Below are 24,664 nucleotides of genomic sequence, written 5' to 3' on the forward strand. Positions count from 1 at the left end.
ATGATCTTATTACTTTTCCTCTAACCAAGTTGTAATGATACGATTTACTTCTTTAGGTTTCTCAAACTGAACAAAATGACCGCTTTCAAAAACAAAATGTAAGCTACTATTTTTGATCTTTTCTTTTGCCACGCCTCCCACCAAAGCTGTAGTCAAGCTCGGATTTAAGTATTTGTTCGGAATCAGATTGTCATTTTCTCCAAAAATCACCAATGTTTGTATAAAGAGCTGATCCAATTGTGTATGAATTGGGTCGTCTAACATTCCTGCGATACTTTTGGCAACAGCAGTACAATATTCCGAAAAATCCGAAGCTTGTTTTATCTTTTTCCGATCAGAAATCATACTTTGAGCTTCTTCTGGCAATTTAAAAAAATTGAGTAGGTAATTCCGATCAATCTGCTCGTTTGTGGTATTAGACACCACTTCTGCAGTCACCGCATTCTTCATCAAAATAGCCTGTTTGTCGCTGAATTCTTCTATTCCCGCCGGAGCAATCAAAATCAGTTTTTGTAGTTTTTTGGGATGATTCAAGGCTACTTTAATCGCCGTTTGCCCGCCCATAGAATGGCCTGCCACAATAACATTTTTCAGTTTTAGTTTATCGATTAACTTCGCTACAATTTCAGCAAAATAAGTCGGCGTATAGGCTGGTGCTCGTTTAGATGATTTTCCAAAACCCGGTAAATCCAGAGCTACACAGATATATTTTTCTTTTAAGTATTCAATATTACGAGACCAGGCATCAGCATTACTGCTTAAACCGTGGATAAAAACTATTGTCTGCTTCCCCTTGCCTTCCTTAACATAAGCAATTTCTTGGTTATCAATGGTAATATAATGAGTGGTAAACGTATAATATGAAGTGATTTTTTTCATGGTTTCAGCTTTTTGAGAAAAAGAAACAGTACTGACGGTAAGACTTAAAAATAAATAAATTCTGATCATGATTTCGGAATTAAAGAGGTGAAATATTCATATAGTTTTTTACGAGAGACTTTCCCTAAACTAGTCAACGGAATTTCGTCTACAATAAAAATGTATTTCGGGTGTTTGTATTCAGCTAAATTCACTTTGAGGAAATCACGAATCTTTTCGACAGTAATTAAAATGTCTTGACAGGTTATAAAAGCAATGCTGCAGGATCCCCATTTTTGATCTTTTACAGGTAAAATCAATGCTTTTTTGATGCCAATTAATTTTTCTATGCAAAACTCCACCTCTTGGGGATAAATATTTTCACCACCGGAAATATACATATCATCTTTTCTTCCTTTCAGATACAAATATCCTTCCAAATCAGAGCAAGCCAAATCACCGGTATGCAGCCATCCGTCTTTAATTTTATCTCTTGTCGCGACGGAGTTGTTCCAATAGCCCGGTGTTATGATATCGCCCTGAATGCACAACTCGCCAATTTCATCTTCTTTGACCTCTTGCCCCTTTTTATCAATAATTTTAATCGAAAGATAAAAGTTAGGTTTGCCAATAGAATTGGGTTTTAACAGCACCATTTCATGATGGAGAGAAGTGATGCTTGGTCCAGCTTCCGTTAAGCCGTAGCCCGGTCTGATGTCAATTCCTTTCTTTGTTTTCCAATGTGAAACCAGTTCGAAACTAATTCTTTCACCACCCGAAATGATGTACCGCAAATCGTCCAATTTTGCCTCTTGGAACACAGCAGTTTTCTGCATCATCATCAACATGGTAGGTAAGGCCATAAACAAGCTTGTTTTATTTTGTTCCAAAAGACCTATAACGCGTTCGGCATCAAATTTTTCTACCATTCCAATATGCGCTCCTTTGTGCAATAATGGGGTAATAAAAATGTTCCAGCCCGAGGTATGATAAGGTGGAAGCGTATTTATGGTAGAATCCCTGAAGGTGATTCCCAGTTGCATGGAGGTATTCAAACTATTCCAAAACAACATTTTATTGGTATACAAAACACCTTTTGGAGCTCCAGTTGTTCCTGAAGTGTAAAAAAGAAATAAGGGATTGGTTTCTTTTATTTCCTTTGTTATACTGAAATCGGGTTGTTCTTCTTTTTTAAAAATAGCAATCAATTCCGAAACGGTACAAAGAGGCATTTTTATTGTATTAAAATCAATTTTTGCTTTCTGAACATTGTTGTAAATCAATAAAGAAGGACGACAATCGTCTATCAAATCCTTAATTTCAGTCTGTGATAAACGATAATTTAAAGGTGTAAGTATAGCGCCCAGGCGCTGACATGCCGAAAAAAGAACCAGATAAAAAGGCCCGTGTTCCGCTAAAACAGCAATCCTGTCTCCTTCCTGAATGTTTAAATTCATCAGATGATTTACCAAATGGTTGGCATATTTATGAAGATCTGCGTAAGTATAACTCTCCTGATCATCAAAAGAGGTTACCGCTATTTTATCAGGCGTATAATCAGCCCATTTAGCAATCCAGTCTAATGCATTCATGTTTTGGAGGTTTTATTCCCAAATATATAAAAAATCATTCCAGTGAATAACGAAATCAAAATTGCAATCGCCGCTGACACTCCCGGATTATTAACCGTTTCTTGCATGTAAGGCGTGATGCGTAAATAATAAATTCCAAAATGTGATACTAAAGCAACTACACTAGCCGTAAATACCGCAATTGTAGGAACTTGTTTGAAAAAGGTACCAAACAAAACCGGAACAAAAGCCGCTGCAAAATAAGCATAAACTCCGTTTTGAGCAAAAATAGCAACACTTAAAGTCGGGTTTTGTATTTGTTGCCAACTTAAAATAAAACTCACAATCGCCAGCAATACAATGACCACTTTATTGATAAAAAAAGATTTTTCTTTTGCTTTTGGAGCCAAAGTACCAATAATATCTGTTGTAATTGTGATCGATAAAGACTGAATCAAACTCTCCAAAGTAGACAAGCCTGCCGAAATAAGTCCGACAACTACCAGTATTCCTGCAGCTACAGAAAATTTAGTAACCACATAAGTAGGAATAATTTCATCCATGGTTAAAGGTTTCCCATTAGCAGTTAAATCCGGAAAAGTAAGCCTTGCATACAAACCCGTAACAACAACTAAAAAGTAAACCGTCATGAAAAATATACTGCTGAACAAGTACATATTTACCTTGGACGGATTTTTTAGCATTAATGATTTAGTTATAATATGGGGCTGGCAAACAATGGCAATCCCAATCACGATCTGCGCAAAAATAATTTCGAAATAATCCCGAAATAGAAAACTAGATTCATTTGTTGTTTGTGTAAGTTTTGAATCAATCGCGTTGAGTTGGTCCAGAAATCCAGAAATACCATTTTCGAAAAAATCCTTCCCGGAAGCAATCATTATTATGGCAACAATAAACATTATTATCGCCTGAATGGTATTGGTGTAAACCATTGAATTTGCTCCTCCAAACATCATGTAACCAAAAACAAAAACGGTAATTCCCAACAATACATAAAACGGATCCGCTTGTAAAGATTTTGAAATCACCTGCGTTAAACCAACATTTATCAAAACAATGAAAGTGATCAGTAAAAGTGCGATTATACCAAAAAAGAATTTATACGAATTACTATTGTAGCGGTTCCCAATCCATTGTGCCATTGTGGTTGCTTTGACCTGACCGCCGTATTTGGCAAATCCTTTAGTAAAAACAACAAGAGAGATAAAGGCGGCTATTGGCATTACAATTCCAAAAGAAATAAATCCGGAAACTCCATATAAAGCAATGAATCCGGGATTAATTACGAAAGTCGCCGCACTAGTCATCGAAGCCGCTAATGACAATCCAACGATCCAAGAAGGGAAACCTATGTTGCCTACTGCATAATCAGAAATACTTTTTGCTTTTAAAGCACCCCTGACCACAAAAAACAAAATAACCAAAGCGTATAAGACTAATATTAGGCTGACATACAGCGTCCAGTTTTCGGAATCCTTCATAATTCTAAAATTTAGTTCTAACAAAAAAATCAAATAATAAGAACAGTTCTGTTCCAGTATTCTAAAAAGAAGGTGTGACTATTTCGTTTTAACATCTAAATTTCACCGCAAACGATATTAAAATCAAAGATATACAAAAGTGTGACTTTTATTTTATTTGGTGTTCAAGGTTTCCAAATAAGGACTTACTCCTGCAAACTGAGAAGCCCTAAATGTCCGAGTTTCTTCCCGACTGAAAAAACCCTCAATTTAGTCAAAAAGCAGTTTTGATTTATGAAAAAACGAATTGTGTAAAAATAAAGCATGATTAAAGAAAACTAAAACAGTTTAAGCCTTAATTACAATACAAAAAAACAGAAAACTGTAATTATTTTTTATGCCCTTTTAATCTAAAAAAAGGTATTTCAAATAGGCAGAACCTATTTTTATTAATCCTAAACAATTACTATATTCTAAAAAATTACTTTGTATGGAAATCATAATCACTAAGTTATAATCATACATTTACCTATAAAAATAGATAGTATGCAAAATAAATCTATTTTTTTTACATAATTCATTTTTAAATTCTTGCTAATTTACTATATTTATGCAAAATTTATATATATGGAGATTTTAAGCTGTCCTAAATGTCAAAACAATCAGATTGTAAAAAGCGGCGTAATCAACAGTAAACAAAGGTATTTATGTAAAAAGTGCAAGTACTATTTTACTGTTAATAAAATAGGAAAAAAGATTGATGATTACTACGTCACCAAGGCCCTACAACTGTATCTAGAAGGACTCAGTTATCGTGAAATTGAGCGCATTCTTGGCGTTTCACATGTCACCGTCAGCAATTGGGTAAAGTCTTTTAATATCAAAAAACCCTCTCTGGCCAACTACCATCCTACGTATAAGATTTTTAATCACTTAGAACTCGTTGAATTCTTAAAAAAGAAAGAATTACTATCCGGTGCAGGGATGATTATTACCGAGCTTGGCGACAAATTTATGCTGATAAAATGGGAACGTTTTAAAGATTAACTATACTAGTTTACATAAAAATATATCAAAATTATTTTTCTAGAAATAAACAACTTCATTTGGTACTTTATTAACCGACCATTTAATAACCAAAATTTTATTTATGAAAAAAATATTTTTTACAGTGGCAGTATTCGTGCTTTCGCTAAAAGGTTTTTCACAAGGCTCCACGGATTATGGATCCGGAATGAAATTCAATTTGAACGAAGATGGTTCAAAATACATGCGTTTTATAGCTTGGAACCAAATTTGGTTTCGATCTAGTCAAATGAATCCAGGTACAATGATTGGAGGAGAACCAGCTTCAACAGGAACTGACATTGGAAACAGACGTTTGCGTTTTCTTGCGTATGCACAAATATCAAAACGATACATGATTGTAACGCACTTTGGTATCAACAACCAGACTTTCACTAATGGTGGTGCAGCAGGAACTTCAGGAACCGGAGGATATGGCGCAGGAAAAAAACCAGGTTTATTTTTTCACGATGCATGGAATGAATATGCCTTGGTTTTGCCTGAAAAAGACAAAAAATTCAGTTTAACGCTAGGTGGCGGATTGCATTACTACATGGGATTATCCAGAGCTACAATGGCTTCTACATTGAATTTCCTTACTATTGACGCACCTATCTTCAACTGGCCTTTAATTGAAAACTCAGATCAGTTTGCCAGACAAATGGGACTTTTCGCTAAAGGGAAATACGGGAAATTTGAATACCGCTTGAGTTACAACAAACCTTTTGCAACAAATTTAGCACCAACTAATGTAACTACAGCAGATAATGCCGTAGCGGTTGACAATAGCGGAAATACAAAATGGTCGAAAGCAGGTTACTTTGAATACCAGTTCTTAGATCAGGAAGCAAATGTATTACCGTACAAAGTAGGGAGCTATTTAGGAACTAAAAAAGTGTTTAACATCGGTGCCGGTTTTTATACTGCTCCAGATGCAACCAAATCTTCGGTAAATAACACTATTGACAAACACAACATCAATCTTTTTGCTGCCGATGTTTTTCTTGATTTACCTATTGGAAAAAAAGAAAACAAAATGGCTGTAACCGGATATAGCGTTTTCTACGATTATGATTTTGGTCCAAATTATTTGCGTAACGTAGCGATCATGAACATTGGTTCTGTTGATCCAAACTTTACAGGAAGCAGAGCATTGGCAGGACCTGGAAATGCACAGGCTACTATTGGATCAGGAAATATCTGGTACACACAAGCGGGGATTTTATTGCCAAGCAAAGTAGACAAACCTAAAGTACGCGTACAACCTTTTGGGGCATTTACCTATAAAAACTTTGACGCTTTAGACAAGTCCAGTACGCAATTTGATCTTGGAACCAACTTTTTCTTAGACGGTCAACACGCGAAAATCACAGCACAATATTCAACAAGACCCGTTTACACAACTCCATCTGCTATCTCAGGATCAAAAGGGGAATTCGTAGTACAGCTTCAAATCTATCTATAACCTAATTTTAAAAAAATATAATTTATGAGTACTAAATCAACAAAAGGAATTTGGAAAGTCATTTCCGCATCCTCAATGGGTACAATGATCGAATGGTATGATTTCTATATCTTCGGAAGTTTAGCCGTTGTAATTTCAACAAAATTTTTCCCTGCAGATAATCCAACAGCAGCCTTTTTGGCGACACTAGCCACTTTTGCAGTTGGTTTTGTAGTTCGTCCGTTCGGAGCACTTTTCTTCGGAAGATTAGGAGATTTAATTGGAAGAAAATATACGTTCATGGTTACCTTACTTTTAATGGGTGGAGCAACATTTCTGATAGGTTGTATCCCAAGTTATGAAACCATTGGATTTATGGCGCCTTTACTGGTATTAGTTTTAAGGATGCTTCAAGGCCTTGCATTAGGAGGCGAGTATGGTGGAGCCGCAACTTATGTGGCAGAACATGCGCCCGTAGGACAAAGAGGTTATTGGACTTCTTGGATTCAAACTACGGCAACGGTAGGTCTATTTATTTCCTTGATGGTCATTTTAGCCACAAGAAACGTTCTGACGCCGGAACAATTTGACGAATGGGGATGGAGAGTTCCGTTCTGGGTTTCTATTATCATGGTTGGAGTTTCCTATTTGATTCGTAAAAACATGGATGAATCTCCCGTTTTTGCTAAAGCGAAAAGCGAAGGAAAAACGAGTACTAATCCATTGAAAGAAAGTTTTGGAAATCGTTACAACTTGAAATTTGTATTGTTGGCATTATTTGGAGCAACTATGGGACAAGGAGTTGTTTGGTATACCGGTCAATTTTACGCGATGAGTTTCTTAAAAACGGTAATGTCAATTGATTCCTCGCAAGTAGATACCTTACTAGGTATTGCTTTAATGCTAGGTACACCTTTTTTCATTCTTTTTGGTTGGCTAAGTGATAAAGTAGGACGTAAATACATCATGATGGGTGGAATGCTGCTAGCTATTGTATTATACAGACCGATATATAAAAGTATGTACGAAACTACATCAATAGCTAATAAAACGGAAATGGTTGAAAAAACCACAGTACTGGCAGAATTAAAAGAGACAAAAAAACAAACTATGGATTCAATCTATACTACTAATAAAGAGTATGTAGATGGAACTACTTTTCAAGAGATAAAAACCGTACATCTAGAAAACGGTATGGCGATGGTTGTAGATGGTAAAGCAAAAGTAGATACTAAAACGACTATCAAAATTAACTCCAGCGACAATTGGGCTTTGATCTTTCTAGTATTTGTACAAGTTATATTTGTAACAATGGTGTATGGTCCAATTGCGGCTTTCCTTGTTGAAATGTTCCCAGTAAAAATTAGATATACTTCAATGTCATTGCCGTACCACGTAGGAAATGGAATTTTTGGAGGATTGCTTCCTGCTATTTCTACCTATTTTGTTATTAATGCAAAAGAAGCCGGAAATCCAGAATTTTACCTAGAAGGACTCTGGTATCCAATTGTTATTGCTGCTGTCAGCTTTGTAGTTGGAATGGTTTACATTAAAAATAAAGACAAAAACGCTCACATTTAAAAAAACAGCTATGAATCAGATAAAAAGAATTTTAGGATTAGTTTGGATTGCATTAGCAGCCGCCGCGGCCTATTTCTGCATCTTCACTTTTGGATTACCCAAATTTGTATCGGGCAAACAAGAAGATTTAGTATTTGGGATTATTATCCTATTTATACTCACACCTTTAATCGTTTTAGGACTAGGAACCTTTGGCTATTATGCCTTGATGGGTGATTATGACGAAAAAAACGATTAATTAAATCCAATCTAAAACAATCTCTGCATTCTTTTGCAGAGATTGTTTATTTTTTACTTTAAAAGCACAGATTCGAATACAGAATCTTTAAAAAACAAAAGCATATTCCGCTGTAAAGCAAACTGCATTTTCTTATGAAAAAGAGACATGAACAAAAGTTGGTTATCCTTTCAATGCTAATGCTATTAGCTTTGAACGTGCCACTCTTGTTGCTATTTGATAGTTCGAAACCCCTTTTTGGATTCCCAATTATATACATTTATATCTTCTCGGCATGGTTGTTTTCAATCGCCATATCGTACCTAATCATAAAAAGATATTATGAATAGCATTGGACTCTTATTAATATTAGTACTTTATTTGTCGATTCTTTTTTACATTGCCTACTGGTCCGAAAAAAGAAGCCATTCTAAATGGACAAATAATCCTTACATCTATTCCTTTTCACTAGCCGTATATTGTACCGCTTGGACCTATTACGGAAGTATTGGTGTTGCTGCAGAATCCGGTTTGAGTTATTTACCCATTTATTTAGGTCCCATATTAATTATCCCAACGTGGATCATTATTCTCAAGAAAATTATCCGAATTTCGAGAGTAAATAAAATTTCCAGCATTGCAGATTTTATTTCTTTACGATACGGAAACAGTAGATTTCTGGGAGCAGTGGTAACCATGATTTGTATTTTTGGAATCTTACCTTATATTTCTTTACAGCTAAAATCAATTTCAGACACTTTTCATATTGTCACCAAAACGCAGGCAAGTTCTAATATTTTCACTGACACCACAACCTATGTTTGCATAGCGCTGGCTTTATTTGCTTCCTATTATGGTACCAAATATGTAGATGCTTCCGAAAAAAGACGCGGAATAGTTACCGCCGTAGCTATGGAATCTATCTTGAAGTTAGTTTTCTTTTTAATCGTGGGGATTTATGTCACCTATTTTGTTTTTGACGGCTTTGATGACATTTATCAAAAAGCGGCTGTCCTTAAAGATTTCGACAAGAAAAATACAATTGGTGGCATCACAAACGGAATCAACTGGTTCTTTCTTTGTATTTTATCGATGTTTGCTATTTTCCTTTTGCCAAGACAATTCCACACTGCAATTGTCGAGAACAATAAAGAAACCCACATCCGAACAGCGATTTGGCTTTTTCCATTGTACCTGCTACTTTTCAACCTTTTTGTTTTTCCAATTGCTTGGGGCGGCAATATCCTTTTTGAAGGAAAAGGGCATAATTCCGATACGTACTCTTTATTAATCCCACAGTTTTTTGACAATAATGTATTGACAGTGATGGTTTTTCTGGGTGGATTTTCGGCAGCGATTTCAATGATTATTGTCTCATCAATTGCACTTGCTACCATGTTAAGCAACAACTTACTGATTCCGTATGGTTTTATTGGTTCACTGGAAAATTCTTCGCAGAAAAAAAATAGCAAACGGATTGTAAACAGCCGAAAAATAGGAATATTTTCTCTTATCATTTTGGCGTACGCCATTTATAGAATATTCATTTTGGACTATTCTTTGGTTTCCATCGGACTGGTTTCCTTTGTCGTTATAGGACAATTGGCTCCTTCCTTTTTCGGTGCATTATTCTGGAAAAGAGGCTCTAAAAACGGTGCTGTAACGGGAATTATTCTTGGTTTTTTAATTTGTTTTTACACGTTGTTAGTTCCGTATGCGATTGGAATCACGAAATCAACCAGCCTGTTTATTCAGGAAGGACCTTGGGGAATTGAATTACTTAAGCCTTTTCAACTTTTTGGTTTGGATTATTTAGAACCCATTCCGCATGCCGTTTTTTGGAGTTTGTTAATTAACATTCTGAGTTATGCTGCGGTTTCCGTGAGTTTCAAAGGCAATTACAGAGAACGCAATTATGCAGAAATGTTTGTGGATATTGACAAATACATCACCAATCACGAAAACGCATTTGTATGGAAAGGAACGGCTTATATTTCTGATATTCAAAAAGTGTTGCAGCGATTTTTGGGAGAAGAAAGAACAAAACGAGCTTTGACTATTTTTAATTTAAAATACAACATTGACAAAGACATTACCACAGCAGATGCCCGATTTATAAAGTTTGCCGAGAATTTATTGACGGGACATATTGGTACGGCTTCCGCCAAAATATTAATATCGAGTGTAATCAAAGAAGACAAAATCAGTTTGCCGGAAGTGTTGCGAATTTTGGAGGAATCCAAAGAAAACATCATCATAAACAAGAAGTTGACGGACACTTCGAATGAATTAAAGAAAATATCCGAACAACTCAAAAATGCGAATCAGGAATTAGTCAATAAAGACATTCAAAAAGATGAATTTCTAGACACCGTTACCCATGAATTGAGAACTCCGATAACTGCCATTCGTGCCGCAAGTGAAATCCTTCACGATGATGACGACATTCCGGAAGAGTTAAGAAAGCAGTTTTTGCAAAACATCATTTCCGAGTCGGACCGATTGAATCGTCTGATTGATAAAATTTTGGATTTAGAAAAATTTGAAACTGGAAAACAAAAGATTTATTTGTCTAAAAACAACATTACAAAAACGATTAAAAACACGTTGGATTCTCTCCAACAATTAATAAAAAATAAAAAAATAAGCATTGAATTTGAGGATGTATCCAAAGAAATAAAAGCTTTTTATGACGAAGAGCGAATCGTTCAGGTCATCCATAATTTAGTTTCAAATGCCATAAAATTTTGTTCGGAAACAAACGGAAAAATAGTGATTTCCATTGCTGAAAATAAAGACAATATTGAAGTCAAAATACACAACAACGGCAAGGGAATTAAAAAAGAAGATTTTGAAGCCATTTTTGATAAATTCTATCAATCTCGAAACCAAAACGTAAAAAAACCAATAGGTAGCGGACTGGGTTTAGCCATTTGTAAACAAATTATTGAACATCATAAAGGTAAAATTTGGGCTGAAGATAATGTAGCTGAAGGAGCCACTCTCATCTTCACATTACCCAATTATAATACAGCAGAAAATAGTTAAAAAATGAAAAAGATTTTAATTGTAGATGACGAACCAAACATTGTAATGTCACTGGAATATACTTTCAAAAAGAACAATTTTGAAGTTTTCATAGCGCGTGACGGTCAGGAAGCACTGGATATTTTACAAAAACAACTTCCGGATGTCATTATTCTGGATGTCATGATGCCCATGGTTGATGGTTTCGCCACATTGGAACAAATAAAAAAAGACGAACGACTGCGGCATTGCAAGGTCATTTTCCTTTCGGCAAAAAACAAGGAAAAAGATATTGAAAAAGGACTTTCATTAGGCGCTAATTTATATGTTGTGAAGCCTTTTTCAGTTAAAAAATTAGTCGATCAAGTTCATGAATTAATTCAATAAGAAACAAATTCAACACAATGACATACAAGCAAATTTATGAGGACAGCATTGCGCATCCAGAAAAATTCTGGACAGAACAAGCTGATGCAATTGAGTGGTACAACAAACCGGAAACGATTTTATCGAAAGATGAAAATGGATATCCGCTTTGGTACAAAGATGGCGAATTGAACATTTGTTATCTGGCGTTAGATAAGCACATTCAGGATGGTTGTGGAGATCAGGTCGCTTTTATTTATGATTCTCCGGTGACACAAACCGTAAAAAAATATACTTTTTCGGAAGTAAAAACCGAAGTCGCAAAACTTGCGGGAGGCATGCAATCATTGGGATTAAAGAAAGGCGATACCGCCATAATTTATATGCCCATGATTCCTCAAACTGCTTTTGCCATGTTGGCTTGCGCGAGAATTGGCGTGATTCATTCGGTTGTTTTTGGAGGTTTTGCGCCGCATGAATTGGCCATCAGAATTGACGACTGCAAACCCAGAGCGATTATTACAGCTTCGTCCGGGATTGAGATCGACCGTATACTTGCTTATAAGCCTTTAGTAGATGAAGCCATTGCATTGGCGAGTCACCGACCAAAAAAGGTAATCGTTTTCAATAGAAAATTAGGCGCCCGAATTCCGTTCAAGAAATATGATGTAGATTACGACGCCTTGGTTTACGGATCAGAAGAAACACCCTGTGTCCCTTTGCTTTCAAATCATCCGTTGTATATATTGTATACATCTGGAACTACAGGAAAACCAAAAGGAATTGTAAGAGATACCGGTGGTTACGCCGTTGCCTTAAAATTTTCTATGAAGTACATCTACAATGTAAAAGAAGACGAGACTTTTTGGGCAGCATCGGATATGGGTTGGGCAGTTGGGCACAGCTATATTTTATACGGACCATTATTAAACCGAAATACCACTATAATTTTTGAAGGAAAACCCATAAAAACTCCCGATGCGAGTACGTTTTGGAGAATAATTTCAGAGCATAAAGTAGGCACGATGTTTACGGCTCCAACCGCCATTAGAGCCATCAAAAAAGAAGATCCTGACGGAGAATTCATCAAAAAATATGATTTAAGCGCTCTTAAAAATCAATTTTTGGCGGGAGAACGTTGTGATAATGCTACACTGGAATGGTACCAACAACACATTCCTATTCCTGTAATTGACCATTGGTGGCAAACAGAATCGGGCTGGCCAATGATTGCCAATTCTCTTGGTATTGAAAAAATGCCAGTAAAATCAGGTTCAGCCACAAAAGCAGTTTGTGGGTATGACATTCGGATTTTTAATGAAAACGGCGACGAATTAAAAGCCAATGAAGAAGGCTTGGTGGTTGTAAAACTACCATTACCTCCAGGAAATATGTTGGGAATTTGGGAAAACGAAGCACGTTTCAAAGCCGGTTATTTCAGCAAATTTGACGGCTATTATTTGTCTGGCGATGGTGGTTATAAAGATGAAGACGGATATATTTTCATCACTGGAAGAACGGACGATGTGATAAATGTAGCGGGACATCGATTGTCAACAGCTGAAATGGAAGAAGTTGTTGCTTCCCACTATTCCGTGGCTGAATGTGCCGTTATTGGGATTCACGATGAGTTGAAAGGGCAAATTCCTTTGGCTTTGGTGGTAACCAAATCAGGAGATGAAATCGAACATTATCAATTGGAACAAGAAATCATTAAACTGGTTCGCCAGCAAATTGGCGCAGTTGCCTCGTTGAGAAATGTTGTAATTGTACAGCGATTACCAAAAACACGCTCGGGAAAAATCCTGAGAAAATTAATGCGCAGTATTGCTGATGGTTCCGAATTTCAAATTCCATCTACCATTGATGATGAAACCATTGTCGAAGAAATTGTTACCTCATTAACAAAATATAAAATAGGAGTTTATAATATTTAAAATTTACCAAAATCATGAGTTACTATAAAATTAATAATCTAGAAGAGTACTTTAAACATTACAAAAAATCAGTTCGTGAACCCAAAAAATTCTGGGACAAAGTGGCGTCTGAAAATTTTACTTGGTACCAAGAATGGGATAAAGTTGTAGACTTTAATATGGCTGAAGCCGATATTAAATGGTTTACCAATGCAAAAGTAAACATTGTAAAAAACTGTATCGACAGGCATCTTGCCAAAAAAGGAGACAAAACAGCTATCATTTTTGAACCAAATGATCCCAACGAAGAGGCATTGCATATTTCGTATAATGAATTGTATGAACGTGTTTGCAAAATGGCGAATGTCTTACAGGAACAAGGCATACAAAAAGGAGATCGCGTTTGTATTTACTTACCAATGATTCCTGAATTAGCAATTACCACTCTGGCCTGCGCCAGAATTGGAGCGATTCACTCGGTTGTTTTTGCAGGATTTTCAGCTTCGGCAGTTGCAGCAAGAATCAACGACAGCGAATGTAAAATGGTCATCACCTCAGATGGTGGATATCGTGGGAACAAAACCATCGATTTGAAAAGTATCGTTGATGAAGCCTTACTAAATTGTCCTTGTGTAGAAAACGTTTTGGTAGCTAAAAGAATCAACTCAACTATCAAGATGAAAGAAGGTCGTGACCAGTGGTTGCAACCCCTTCTAGACCAAGCTTCGGATAATAATGTAGCTGAAATCATGGATGCCGAAGATCCTTTGTTCATCCTTTATACTTCCGGTTCAACAGGAAAACCAAAAGGAATGGTACATACTACAGCGGGTTATATGGTATATTCTGCCTATACGTTTAAGAACGTTTTTAATTATGAAGACAATGATATTTTCTGGTGTACCGCTGATATTGGATGGATTACCGGACATTCGTATATTCTTTATGGGCCGTTATTGAACGGTGCTACGACGGTAATTTTCGAAGGCGTTCCGTCTTATCCTGATTTCAGTCGCTTTTGGCAAACCATCGAAAAGCACAAAGTCACCCAATTTTATACGGCACCAACTGCGATTAGAGCTTTGGCAAAAGAAAGCATCGAATACGTGCAAAGGTACCAATTGACCTCCTTGAAAGTACTTGGATCCGTGGGAGAACCTATCAATGAGGAAGCTTGGCACTGGTATAACAACCACGTAGGAGACAAGAAATGTCCTGTCGTGGATACTTGGTGGCAAACTGAAACAGGAGGAATTATGATTTCGCCAATTGCGTTTGTAACGCCAACAAAACCAACTTATGCTTCATTACCCTTACCGGGAATCCAACCCGTTTTGATGGATGAAAAACGCAACGAAATTGAAGGCAATCAGGTTACAGGAAGTTTATGCATTAAATTTCCTTGGCCAGGAATTGCCAGAACGATTTGGGGCGATCATCAAAGATACAAGGAAACTTATTTTTCTACCTTTCCAGGTAAATATTTCACTGGGGATGGCGCTTTGCGTGACGAAGTTGGGTATTACAGAATCACTGGTCGTGTAGACGATGTGGTTATCGTTTCTGGGCACAATCTGGGAACTGCTCCTATTGAAGATGCCATCAACGAACATCCTGCGGTTGCAGAAAGTGCTATTGTAGGTTTCCCGCATGATATCAAAGGAAATGCTTTGTATGGTTTTGTAATTCTAAAAGAAACCGGAGAATATCGTGATAGAGAAAACCTTAGCAAAGAAATTAACCAACACATATCCGACCATATTGGACCAATCGCCAAATTGGACAAAATCCAGTTTGTTTCCGGTTTACCAAAAACCCGTTCCGGTAAAATCATGCGTAGGATTCTGCGCAAGATTGCTGAAGGTGATTATTCTAATTTTGGCGATACCTCAACATTGTTGAATCCTGAAATTGTGGACGAAATCAAAGACGGTAAAATTTAATATTTAGTTTTAATTGTAGTTAAGAACTGCTTCATCTTTGGAGCAGTTTTTTTTATGCAAAAACGGCTGTCTTTTTAGAGACAGCCGTTTTTGCATGATTCAACGTATTCTTAATTTTTCAACAGTTTCAATACTTTCATTTCATTATTATCATCAAATGTTTTTACGATGTAAAGTCCTTGATTCAAATCACTAACTGGAAACTGAGATCCCGCCGTTTTATTGGCATCAAAACTCTTGACCAATTGTCCTGTGATAGAAAAAATCTGAACTTTTGAAGTTGTTTCATTCAATGTAAAATAATCAGAAGCTGGATTTGGATACAACACAATCGTTGGTGATTTTTCGTAATCGGCTATTGCCAATGAAGCTGTTTTGTTACCGTAAATTCGAAAATCACCTGCCGCAATTGCTATCAGATCATTTACATTGTTAACGGTAATCGTTGTGTTATCCATCAAATTGTACCACGTTCCTGCATACGGAAATCCAGAAGGAACGTTTTGTGTGGTTACATTAAAATTAGCCAAGATCAAAACATCTTTAAGTTGGCTTGACGCCAAAGCACCGTTGGCTATTTTAATATTTGGATATAATGAACTTGAATTGGCCATGCTTGCAGTTCCTGAAAATACAGGTTCTATAGTCTTCATAGTAATCATTTTAGCCCAGTCATCGAAAATTTTACTTCTGCTGGTGTCACCAAGCCAATTACTTGCCCATTGCGGCTGTGGTTTAATATCTAATTTGCAATCGCCAGATAATGCATCCGATGGGGTATTTACCGTACCATTATTACAGGCAAAAATAGAATTTTCCCAACCTAGCTCTCCAAACTGCCAAATCATCTTTGGTCCCGGAACCAATAAAGAAACGGCGCCAAGTGCTGACATACGCGATAAGGCAACATTTAATGTTTTAACATTATGAGCAGAATTGGACGTATTTCCAAATTGTAAATTTTTGTACATCAGTCGTTCCTCATCATGACTTTCGGCATAACCCATGAGTCTGTGAGCCTCAAAACCTCTACTGGAACTATTCATACGAGAAATATTTCCGGTATACCCCATGGATAATTCATTGTATGGATTGGTCATTATTCCCCACATCATAATTCCCTTACTTGGTGTTTCATCCAATTTATAATTAGCCCAAAGTTGCTCTTCATCATTGCTTCCTAAATGTTCAAAAATAGTGTAATGAGTTGGATCTAAACTCCAAGAATAATCTGCATAGCCTTTCAGCACCGCAACGCGATCCTGTTGCAGAATATCTGTGCAGGCACCCTGACCGCCAGAAACATTCGTGGGGCAATTTTGTGTAAATCCTTTGGTTAAATCCCAACGGAAACCATCGATTTTGTATTCTTCAATCCATTGTTTGATAACACGTTGCACATAATTTTGTGTTCTTGGCTGTTGATGATTAAAATCTTCTCCAACACTATAACTGTGCATTGCTGTTGTATTAAAATAAGGATTTTCAGTTGAAGGTGAACCCCAGCCATCACCATCAGGATCATTCATCCACATCCGAAGCATTGGATTTCTTCCAAAAGCATGATTTAAAGCAACATCCAGAATTACAGCAATTCCGTTTTGATGACATAAATCTACAAACTCTTTTAACTTATCCGAAGTACCATAGAATTTATCCAATGCCATGTGAAAAGAGGTATTGTATCCCCAGCTTTCGTTGCCTTCATATTCCATTACAGGCATTAACTCAATCGCATTTATTTTCAAATTTTTGAAATAGTCTATTTTATTAATTAGATCCTGATAACTTCTGTTAGCATCAAAATCACGAACCAATAATTCATAAACAACCAGTTTTTCTTTTTCTGGTTTAACAAAATTTGTAGTGGCACTACTCCAAGAGTAAGCTATTTTCCCGGTTTGCAATACCGTTACCTCACGCTGCTGACCAGCAGGGTATAAAGGAAGGTTAGGATAACTGGAAGCCGGAATATAAGGATCATCATCAGGAGACAATACTAAAGTCGAATATGGATCAGCAGTCTTCACTAACGAAGGCGTTCCTGCAATAGGGGTTGCATCAACTACCCAATATTGGTAGGTGTAATTTGTTCCTGAAACTAATCCGGTTAATTCTAACCAAAACTTTCCCGAAGCTGGATCTTTTTTCATTGCAAAAGAACCCGTAGGCTGCCAATTATTAAAACTTCCCGCTACGTAAATAAAATCTTTGAATGGCGCATCCAAAACCACAGTTGCCTTTGTAGCATCGGAAGAATTATAATTTATTCCGTCTAATAAACCCACAGGCATAACTTCACTAACCACATTTGGATTCACTAAAGCACTAAACTTTTTAGTGATTACCGTTGTTCCTTGAGTAACCTGCAATTCGTAGTTTTGATTCCCTGTAATATTTGTGTGATTAAAAGTATAACTGGAAGTAGCTGTATTTGTGTTTAAAGTTGTCCCGTTTGCCTTTAATACATAACTGGCATTTCCGCCTGTATTAGCAGCTGAAATATTCAAATTTCCACCAGATGCAATAATTGTTGAGCTATTTTCAGCTGGTGCTGAAAGTGTCACTTGATAAGTACCGACTTCAATAAAATTATCTTGCGATTTTTTATCTCCAGTTCCGTCTTTAGCTTTTACAAGGAACCCAATTCTACCAATTCCGTTTCTGTTATAGAAAACATTTGGTGTAAATGTTTTGGTATAGGTATTCGTAGCCGAATTATAAGCAAAACGATTGGCTTCGTTAGACGAAGTCCAAGTTCCATTAGTTGGGCAATCCACACTGTTGGCATCATTGATATCCAGAGACCAAGTCCACATGTACAAAGCATTTCTGGTAATTTCCCAAGCAGCTTCATCAACATTATTGCCAGAGATGGTGATGGTTACGGATGTTGTTTCTTCAAAAGTGGTCGGACTTATTGAATACGGAATGGTTTTTTGCTGCGCAGTAGCTCCAATTGAAAGAAAGAACAATAAAAAAAGTATAGTTTTTTTCATGGTTTACGGTTGGTTAAGTTAAAAGCTAAAAAAAAGGGCTATCCATAGATAGCCCTTAAATTTTTTGAAATAAATTATTCTTGATTAGGAATCATCAAATAACTGCCATCTAAATCATTGAAAAAGATTTTATATTTTGATTTAGATACAGGAATATCAGCTCCACTTGTGCCATTTCCAGGGTATCCAGAAAAGGCCTTGTCGCCTCCCCAACTTACATCCCAAGCATTGTTCGCTCTAAATTTAGCCGCACCATCATTTAAAGATACGCCTAAGGACCAAACATGTGCGTTAAAACTAGATTGTGTCATAGCCGTAGAACCATCCCAACCTAAAGGAGTACTGCTTCCTATAACACCAACCGTTGTGTAAGTCGTAGCAGCAGATGCATTGTAAGCAACCAAAGAAGCTGCTAAAGTTTCTGTATTCATAGTAAAGGTATAATAACCTGCTGTGGCAATAAGAAAAGTTCCAGGATCTCCTTGAGAATCAAGTGATTTTATTGCAATTGAACTATTATCAGCACCTTTACCTAATTGGGGCAACCAACTCCCTAATGTAGAAATAAATTTAAATTCTCCAGCCATAAAATAGCCTGTGAATTTGTATTCCTTAGCATTGGTAGCGCTTCTAAACAAGGGTTGGTGTTTTGTTGTTGTATTATTATCCCATCCACCATAAACAGCACTTCCAATTAAGTACCAATCTGTAAAATCATAAGCAACTAAACCACTGTAGGCGTTGACACTTATAGTAATGAGAGTTTCAGATATCATAACAACCGCTCCTGAAACGCTCGATTTCACTTTAATATCAAAAGGTGTAGCTTCTCCCGGGACAGCGCCTAATTCGATAGCTACTTGGTTTAAATTCTTTACCAAAACGGCAAGTTTATTGGTATCACTTGTTGTACCAAGAGCTATCGCATTCGTAAAATCACCTCCTTTTAGATCCATCAAAACCGTATATTGAACAACTACTGTATTCGAATATTTAGCTTTAGTCCATGTTACTGTATCGGCAACATTTGCAGCATTGGCTTCTGTTAAAACAAAGGCCGTATTATTTTCAGGAGTTACTAACTCAGGAGCACTAATTGACTCAATTACCGGCCTATTATCAACCGCATCAGCAGTACATGAAACTACTAATATCGCTATAAACGCTATTAGAATTTTATTTAAATTTTTCATTTATATGATTTTTAATAATTTAGTAGCCCGTATTTTGTTTCAATGTTGGATTTGCTTGTATTGCAGTGGCTGGAATTGGCATTAAATTGCGGAAGGAAGAAGTAGCAGTTCCATTTTGAACACCACCTTTCCATTGCCAAATTTTATCCCCACCTGAGAATTTACCAAAACGAATTAAATCTGTTCTACGGTGACATTCCCAGTACAACTCTCTACCTCTTTCATCAAGAATAAAGTCAAGAGTTAAATTACCAGCAACAATTGGTGAAGCATTCGCTCTGTTTCTTATTTTATTTACATAAGTAAGAGCAGTAGCTGCATTTCCACTTGTAGCGCCTCTAAGAGTTGCCTCGGCATACATCAAGTAAACATCGGACAATCTAAACATAGGAAAATCAGTGTCAGGCATATCATTTCTTTGTGCCAAAGATCCATCTGAATTTACATTTGAATATTTCGTTAACGCATAACCATTAGTAAAAGTTGCCACATTAGCAATATCCAAAGTTTGACCTGGAGTATAAGTAGAAATACGACTATCAGCCCATGTAATTTGCATTCCTAATAAATCTGGTTTATTGACCGCATTTCCTGTTGGAGCCGCAACCACAACACCATTTGTTGTAATCGTACCATCGGTTAAACTAAACGAATACGTTTTGCTGGAGTCATAACCGGATTGATCTTCTGCTAAATCATTTGAATCAAAAGCCAATCCATTCTCATTGACTAAAATTCCTGTACGAGTAGCTAAATTTTTAGACTTGGTTCTATAAAATTCGAATTCTCCATTTGGCTCTCCAAAACTAGAAACAAACTCTCTTCTGGTTCTGTTTCCTGCCCATCCGCCATCCATTCCTTGTGCGGCTGCATCCATGCTACCGCCAATAGCAGCATGAAGAATAAAACTCATTCCTCCTCCAATGGCTCTGATCGCGTTTCCATCTCCAACTACTGGAAAAATAGTTTCGGTTTGCGCACCATTTCTATTGTTATCCGCAGCAAACAAGAATTCGTAAGGAACCTCTGCAAATGTATATCCGGAAGCGGTAATAATTTCATTACTTAAGGTAGCTGATTCCGTATATTTTTTGTTTCCAGTGTACACTTCTGAATTTAAATAAATTTGTGCTAATAAAAATTTAGCAGCTGTTTTATCAATTCTTCCATACTCATTAGATTTAGAAGCAGCTAAATCAGCATCAATAGCAATTAATTCGCTTTCAATATAAGCAAATACTTCTGCTCTGGTTTTTTGTTCTGGATAATAAAATCCTACTGCATCGTTTTCGGTAGTGATTGGTACATTCCCAAACAAGTCCATCAGTTGCGTATAAGAAAAAGCTCTTAAAAATCGAGCTTCGGCTCTAAAAGTAGCAATTTCTGTCTTTAGAGAAGCATCAACACCTCTTGCCGTTAATTTTTCCTCTGTGGTTTGTCTTAAAAACTCATTGGCAATACTAATTTCATAAAAAGCTCTTGAATAAATTCCGTATAAAAACTCATTATTAGACGACCACTTTTGCGTGTTCATCGTAGGCAATGCTCCATCAGCCCAACCAATAATTGCTTCATCAGTAGTAACTTCCTGCATTATAAACAGCAATCGTAAATAGCTGCTAAAATCACCACCAATACCTGAAATATCAGCATTTCCATCACCATCGTTTCCTCCCACATATAGGCCGGAATATAATTTAGCTAATACCTGTTTGTAAGAAGCTGGATCCGAAAAGAAGGTTTCAGACAAAAACTCATCATCATCTTTGGGTGTTACCTCTAAGTCTTGCGTACAAGATATAAGGGTCATATTTAATCCTAAAATTAATAGGAGAAAATAAGATATATATTTAAATGATATTTTCATTTTGTTTAATTTTTAAATTTTGTTTTCAATATAATATTCCGACTTAAAAGTTTGCATTTACCCCAAACAAAAAAGTTCTTGCTCTTGGGTAAATATTCCCATCGATCCCATTAAATTTTTCAGGATCTAAACCGTCATACTTGGTTAAAGTCAACACATTTTGAACCCCTGCTGAAAATCGTAGTGAAACTGCTTTTAGAATTGATTTATCTAGTGTGTACCCAATGGTAACATTATCTAATTTGATGAAAGAAGCATCTTTTACAAAATAATCAGAATAATACCGTTGTGTTCCGTTATCTTCAAATGTAAATCCAGTATTATAATAATCTGTAGTGATATTTGCTAAATCGGTGTCTCTTCTTAGAGCTTCATCTAAATAGCCTTTGGAAGAACTTACATTATCAAAAATGTAGTTTCCTAAATTAGCTCTCCAGTTCATAACAAAATCAAGATTCTTGTAGTTAAACGTACTGAATAATCCAAAAGAGTAATCAGCTGCTGGTTTGTTAAATCGGTAACGGTCTGAATTATCGATAGTTCCATCCCCATTTCGATCTACATAAGCACCTTGAATTGGTCTTTTGTTCGCATCATATAACTGTTCGTAAACGTAGAATGAATTTGGAGCAAATCCCACGGAGTTTATTAAAACTTTGTTTCCGGTTCCTCCTACAATATTATCACCAGTAAGGTAACCTTCAAATCCCGGAACTGTAATTCCTAAATCAGAAACTTTCTGGTTGATGTAGGTTGTATTAAATGCTAAATTCCAATTTAAATTTTCGGTTTTAACAATATCTGATTCGATACTAAATTCAACACCTTTGGTTAACACACTTCCAATATTTGCAAAACCTGCATTTCTTAAATTGGCTCCATCAGGATAAGCGATAAAGGCAAGAAGATCATTGGATTTTTTATTAAAATAGTTTACAGAACCTGTAATTCTATCGTTAAATAAACCGTAATCTAGACCAATATTCGTTTCTGTTATTTCTTCCCATTTTACATTTTCATTGTACCCTTCCGTTCTGGCCACTGGATAAATAGTGTTTCCAAAAATATACTGCGAATTAATAGTTCCCAGGGTTACTCTTCTTAAATAATCATAGGAAGCATCAATATCTTGTTGTCCAGTTTGACCATAACCTACTCTTAATTTCAGATTCGATAAAGTATTGTTATCTTTTAGAAAAGATTCTTCTGAAACATTCCATGCTAAAGCTGCTCCTGAGAAATCAGCCCATCTGTTTTCTTTAGAAAAACGGGAAGATCCATCGCGTCTGTGATTAATAGTCAACAAATACTTGCTATCAAAATTTAAAATCAATCGACCAAAATACGATTGTAAATTGATATCCGGATCCGTTTGCACATCTTCTAAAGGAGTTGGTCTTCTGGTGTCTCCACTTACATAACCTTCTCTTTGAAATAATTGGTAGTTATAACCTGCGGTTGCATCTACTTTAAACTTCCCTACCTCTTTAACATAATTAAAATAAGCATTTAAGTTTTTGTTTTGGCGTGCATCGGTATAACTTTTATAATCTCCAAGGTTAGACCAGTTGCCTGTACTAAAACTACTTGGTTGAAACCCTGTAATACTTGCTGTGCTAACATCTGTAAAACCGCTTCCGTCAAATCGATCAATCCCTAATTCAACTACAGCTCTTAAATCTTCAAAGAAATGCAATTTATAATCCAATCTTACATTTCCCCATTTTCTTGTTGAAGTCGATCTGTTATTAGTTTGATTCAATAAAGCAACTGGATTTTTGGCCGCTAATAAATTCACATTTCCGTTAGGTTCCAGCCATTCAAAATAGCCTCCATAACGAGAACCCTCTTGATAAACGGATTGCGTAGGATCAAAACCTACTGCAGCACCAATAACTCGACCTTCATCTTGAAATCTATTTTTACCAAAGGACAAATTTCCACTGATGTCAATTTTCAAATGATTATCAAGGAAAACAGGATTCAAAGACAAGGAAACAGTTGATCTTTCAAAACTGGTGTTATTCAATATTCCTGGATTGCTAGTGTTTCCTACCGAAATTCTAGCTGGTAACTTATTAAATAAAGAACCACTTGCAGATATATTGTTATTTGTAGTCAAAACAGTACTGAAAATCTCGTCTTGCCAATTGGTATTAGCCGTTCCTAATTTCGCTTTTTGAGCATCGTTTCCCTTTTCATTAACTAAGGCACGAAATTGATCAGCACTTAATGCGTCAATCTTTCTATCAATCGTATTTACACCTACTTGGGAGTTAAACGAAACTTTAACGCCACCTCTGGCTCCTTTTTTGGTAGTAATAACAATTACACCATTAGCCGCTCTGGAACCATAAATAGCAGCCGCAGAAGCATCTTTAAGAACCGTGAAAGACTCAATATCACTAGGATTTATTGTAGATAAAACACTGGTAGCCCCATTTGGAGTGGCATTACTCAAAGGAAGTCCATCTATAACAATCAAAGGATCGTTAGAAGCACTTAAAGAAGATCCACCTCGAATACGAATATCTGCTTTTGCTCCAGGAGCACCACCGCCTGTTACATTAACACCCGCAATACGACCGTTAATTAAACTTTCAGGAGTAACTGTCAACCCTTGATTAAAATCTTTTGTAGAAATTACCGCTACAGCTCCTGTGGCATCTTTTTTCTTAACAGTACCGTAACCCACTTGAACCACAACTTCTTGCAATTGGTTAGCATCTTCTTCTAAAGATACGTTTAATACATTTTGAGTACTATAACTCACCATCACATCTTTGTATCCAATATAAGAGAATACGATTTTGTTGCCACTTTTTACATTAGACAACTGAAATTTACCATCAAAATCAGTAGAAACACCATTGGCAGTGCCTTGTACATTTATGTTAACTCCCGGGATTGGCTGTCCTGACACTTTGTCAACAACGGTTCCGCCAACAGTATTCTGAGCCAGAACACTGAAAGGAATCAACAGTACTAAAATTAACAACTTTTTATAAATTGTTTTCATACGTTTTGTTTAATTTAATTGAATTTTTCTTGAATTTTCAAGTGTAACTATTACTTCGAATGTTAAATTTATGTAAATTTTGGCACTCCCGACAATAGGTCTTTTTAATTGGGT

Annotated in this window: 15 protein-coding genes; 8 read left to right on the plus strand and 7 right to left on the minus strand. The window is 36.3% G+C overall.

Annotated elements, in window-relative coordinates; genetic code table 11:
• Positions 1 to 9: 9 nt before the first annotated feature.
• Genes ACEN2F_RS09395 through ACEN2F_RS09405 form a run of 3 tightly spaced genes read right to left on the minus strand, consistent with a single transcriptional unit; the run spans position 10 to position 3,934 of the window.
• Entirely contained in the window at positions 10 to 948 is a 939-nt protein-coding gene (locus ACEN2F_RS09395) for an alpha/beta fold hydrolase (RefSeq protein WP_441738261.1), read from the minus strand.
• The gene (locus ACEN2F_RS09400; protein WP_441738264.1) at positions 945 to 2,450 is read right to left on the minus strand and encodes a class I adenylate-forming enzyme family protein; all 1,506 of its coding nucleotides are present in this window, start codon (positions 2,448 to 2,450) and stop codon (positions 945 to 947) included. The genes ACEN2F_RS09395 and ACEN2F_RS09400 overlap by 4 nt, the downstream gene beginning before the upstream one ends.
• Positions 2,447 to 3,934 (minus strand): sodium:solute symporter family transporter, encoded by a 1,488-nt coding sequence (locus ACEN2F_RS09405; protein WP_441738267.1) that lies wholly within the window; start codon positions 3,932 to 3,934, stop codon positions 2,447 to 2,449. Before ACEN2F_RS09405 ends, ACEN2F_RS09400 begins: the two co-directional genes overlap by 4 nt.
• A 606-nt stretch (positions 3,935 to 4,540) precedes the next feature.
• Between ACEN2F_RS09405 and ACEN2F_RS09410 the strand changes: the two genes are divergently transcribed.
• From ACEN2F_RS09410 to acs, 8 genes are all read left to right on the plus strand, one after another.
• Positions 4,541 to 4,960, plus strand: coding sequence for a transposase (locus ACEN2F_RS09410; protein ID WP_441738270.1), 420 nt, complete (start codon positions 4,541 to 4,543; stop codon positions 4,958 to 4,960).
• A 103-nt stretch (positions 4,961 to 5,063) separates the two neighbouring features.
• The gene (locus ACEN2F_RS09415; RefSeq protein ID WP_441738273.1) at positions 5,064 to 6,443 is read left to right on the plus strand and encodes a porin; all 1,380 of its coding nucleotides are present in this window, start codon (positions 5,064 to 5,066) and stop codon (positions 6,441 to 6,443) included.
• Positions 6,444 to 6,467: 24 nt separating this feature from the next.
• Complete coding sequence (locus ACEN2F_RS09420; RefSeq protein WP_441738276.1) at positions 6,468 to 8,003, plus strand: MFS transporter; 1,536 nt, start codon at positions 6,468 to 6,470, stop codon at positions 8,001 to 8,003.
• Positions 8,004 to 8,013: 10 nt separating this feature from the next.
• Positions 8,014 to 8,241 (plus strand): DUF6814 family protein, encoded by a 228-nt coding sequence (locus tag ACEN2F_RS09425; protein ID WP_282713779.1) that lies wholly within the window; start codon positions 8,014 to 8,016, stop codon positions 8,239 to 8,241.
• 321 nt (positions 8,242 to 8,562) lie between these two features.
• Positions 8,563 to 11,268 (plus strand): ATP-binding protein, encoded by a 2,706-nt coding sequence (locus ACEN2F_RS09430; RefSeq protein WP_441738280.1) that lies wholly within the window; start codon positions 8,563 to 8,565, stop codon positions 11,266 to 11,268.
• 3 nt (positions 11,269 to 11,271) lie between these two features.
• Positions 11,272 to 11,634 (plus strand): response regulator transcription factor, encoded by a 363-nt coding sequence (locus ACEN2F_RS09435; RefSeq protein WP_113637591.1) that lies wholly within the window; start codon positions 11,272 to 11,274, stop codon positions 11,632 to 11,634.
• A gap of 17 nt (positions 11,635 to 11,651) precedes the next feature.
• The gene (locus ACEN2F_RS09440; protein ID WP_441738283.1) at positions 11,652 to 13,550 is read left to right on the plus strand and encodes an acetate--CoA ligase; all 1,899 of its coding nucleotides are present in this window, start codon (positions 11,652 to 11,654) and stop codon (positions 13,548 to 13,550) included.
• A gap of 14 nt (positions 13,551 to 13,564) precedes the next feature.
• Positions 13,565 to 15,472, plus strand: a complete 1,908-nt coding sequence (gene acs, locus ACEN2F_RS09445; RefSeq protein WP_441738285.1) for an acetate--CoA ligase — start codon at positions 13,565 to 13,567, stop codon at positions 15,470 to 15,472.
• A 110-nt stretch (positions 15,473 to 15,582) separates the two neighbouring features.
• On the opposite strand, the gene ACEN2F_RS09450 is transcribed toward acs, so the two are convergent.
• From ACEN2F_RS09450 to ACEN2F_RS09465, 4 genes are all read right to left on the minus strand, one after another.
• The gene (locus ACEN2F_RS09450) at positions 15,583 to 18,471 is read right to left on the minus strand and encodes an alpha-amylase family glycosyl hydrolase (RefSeq protein ID WP_441738288.1); all 2,889 of its coding nucleotides are present in this window, start codon (positions 18,469 to 18,471) and stop codon (positions 15,583 to 15,585) included.
• Between the two features lie 74 nt (positions 18,472 to 18,545).
• The gene (locus tag ACEN2F_RS09455; RefSeq protein WP_441738290.1) at positions 18,546 to 19,664 is read right to left on the minus strand and encodes a SusE domain-containing protein; all 1,119 of its coding nucleotides are present in this window, start codon (positions 19,662 to 19,664) and stop codon (positions 18,546 to 18,548) included.
• Between the two features lie 19 nt (positions 19,665 to 19,683).
• The gene (locus ACEN2F_RS09460) at positions 19,684 to 21,531 is read right to left on the minus strand and encodes a RagB/SusD family nutrient uptake outer membrane protein (protein ID WP_441738292.1); all 1,848 of its coding nucleotides are present in this window, start codon (positions 21,529 to 21,531) and stop codon (positions 19,684 to 19,686) included.
• Positions 21,532 to 21,574: 43 nt separating this feature from the next.
• Positions 21,575 to 24,550 carry a SusC/RagA family TonB-linked outer membrane protein gene (locus tag ACEN2F_RS09465; RefSeq protein WP_441738295.1) on the minus strand — a complete coding sequence of 992 codons (2,976 nt, stop codon included), beginning with the start codon at positions 24,548 to 24,550 and terminating at the stop codon, positions 21,575 to 21,577.
• Between the last annotated feature and the right edge of the window lie 114 nt (positions 24,551 to 24,664).

The organism is Flavobacterium sp. W20_MBD1_R3 (genome assembly GCF_052119725.1).
In the GTDB taxonomy this organism is placed as follows: domain Bacteria; phylum Bacteroidota; class Bacteroidia; order Flavobacteriales; family Flavobacteriaceae; genus Flavobacterium.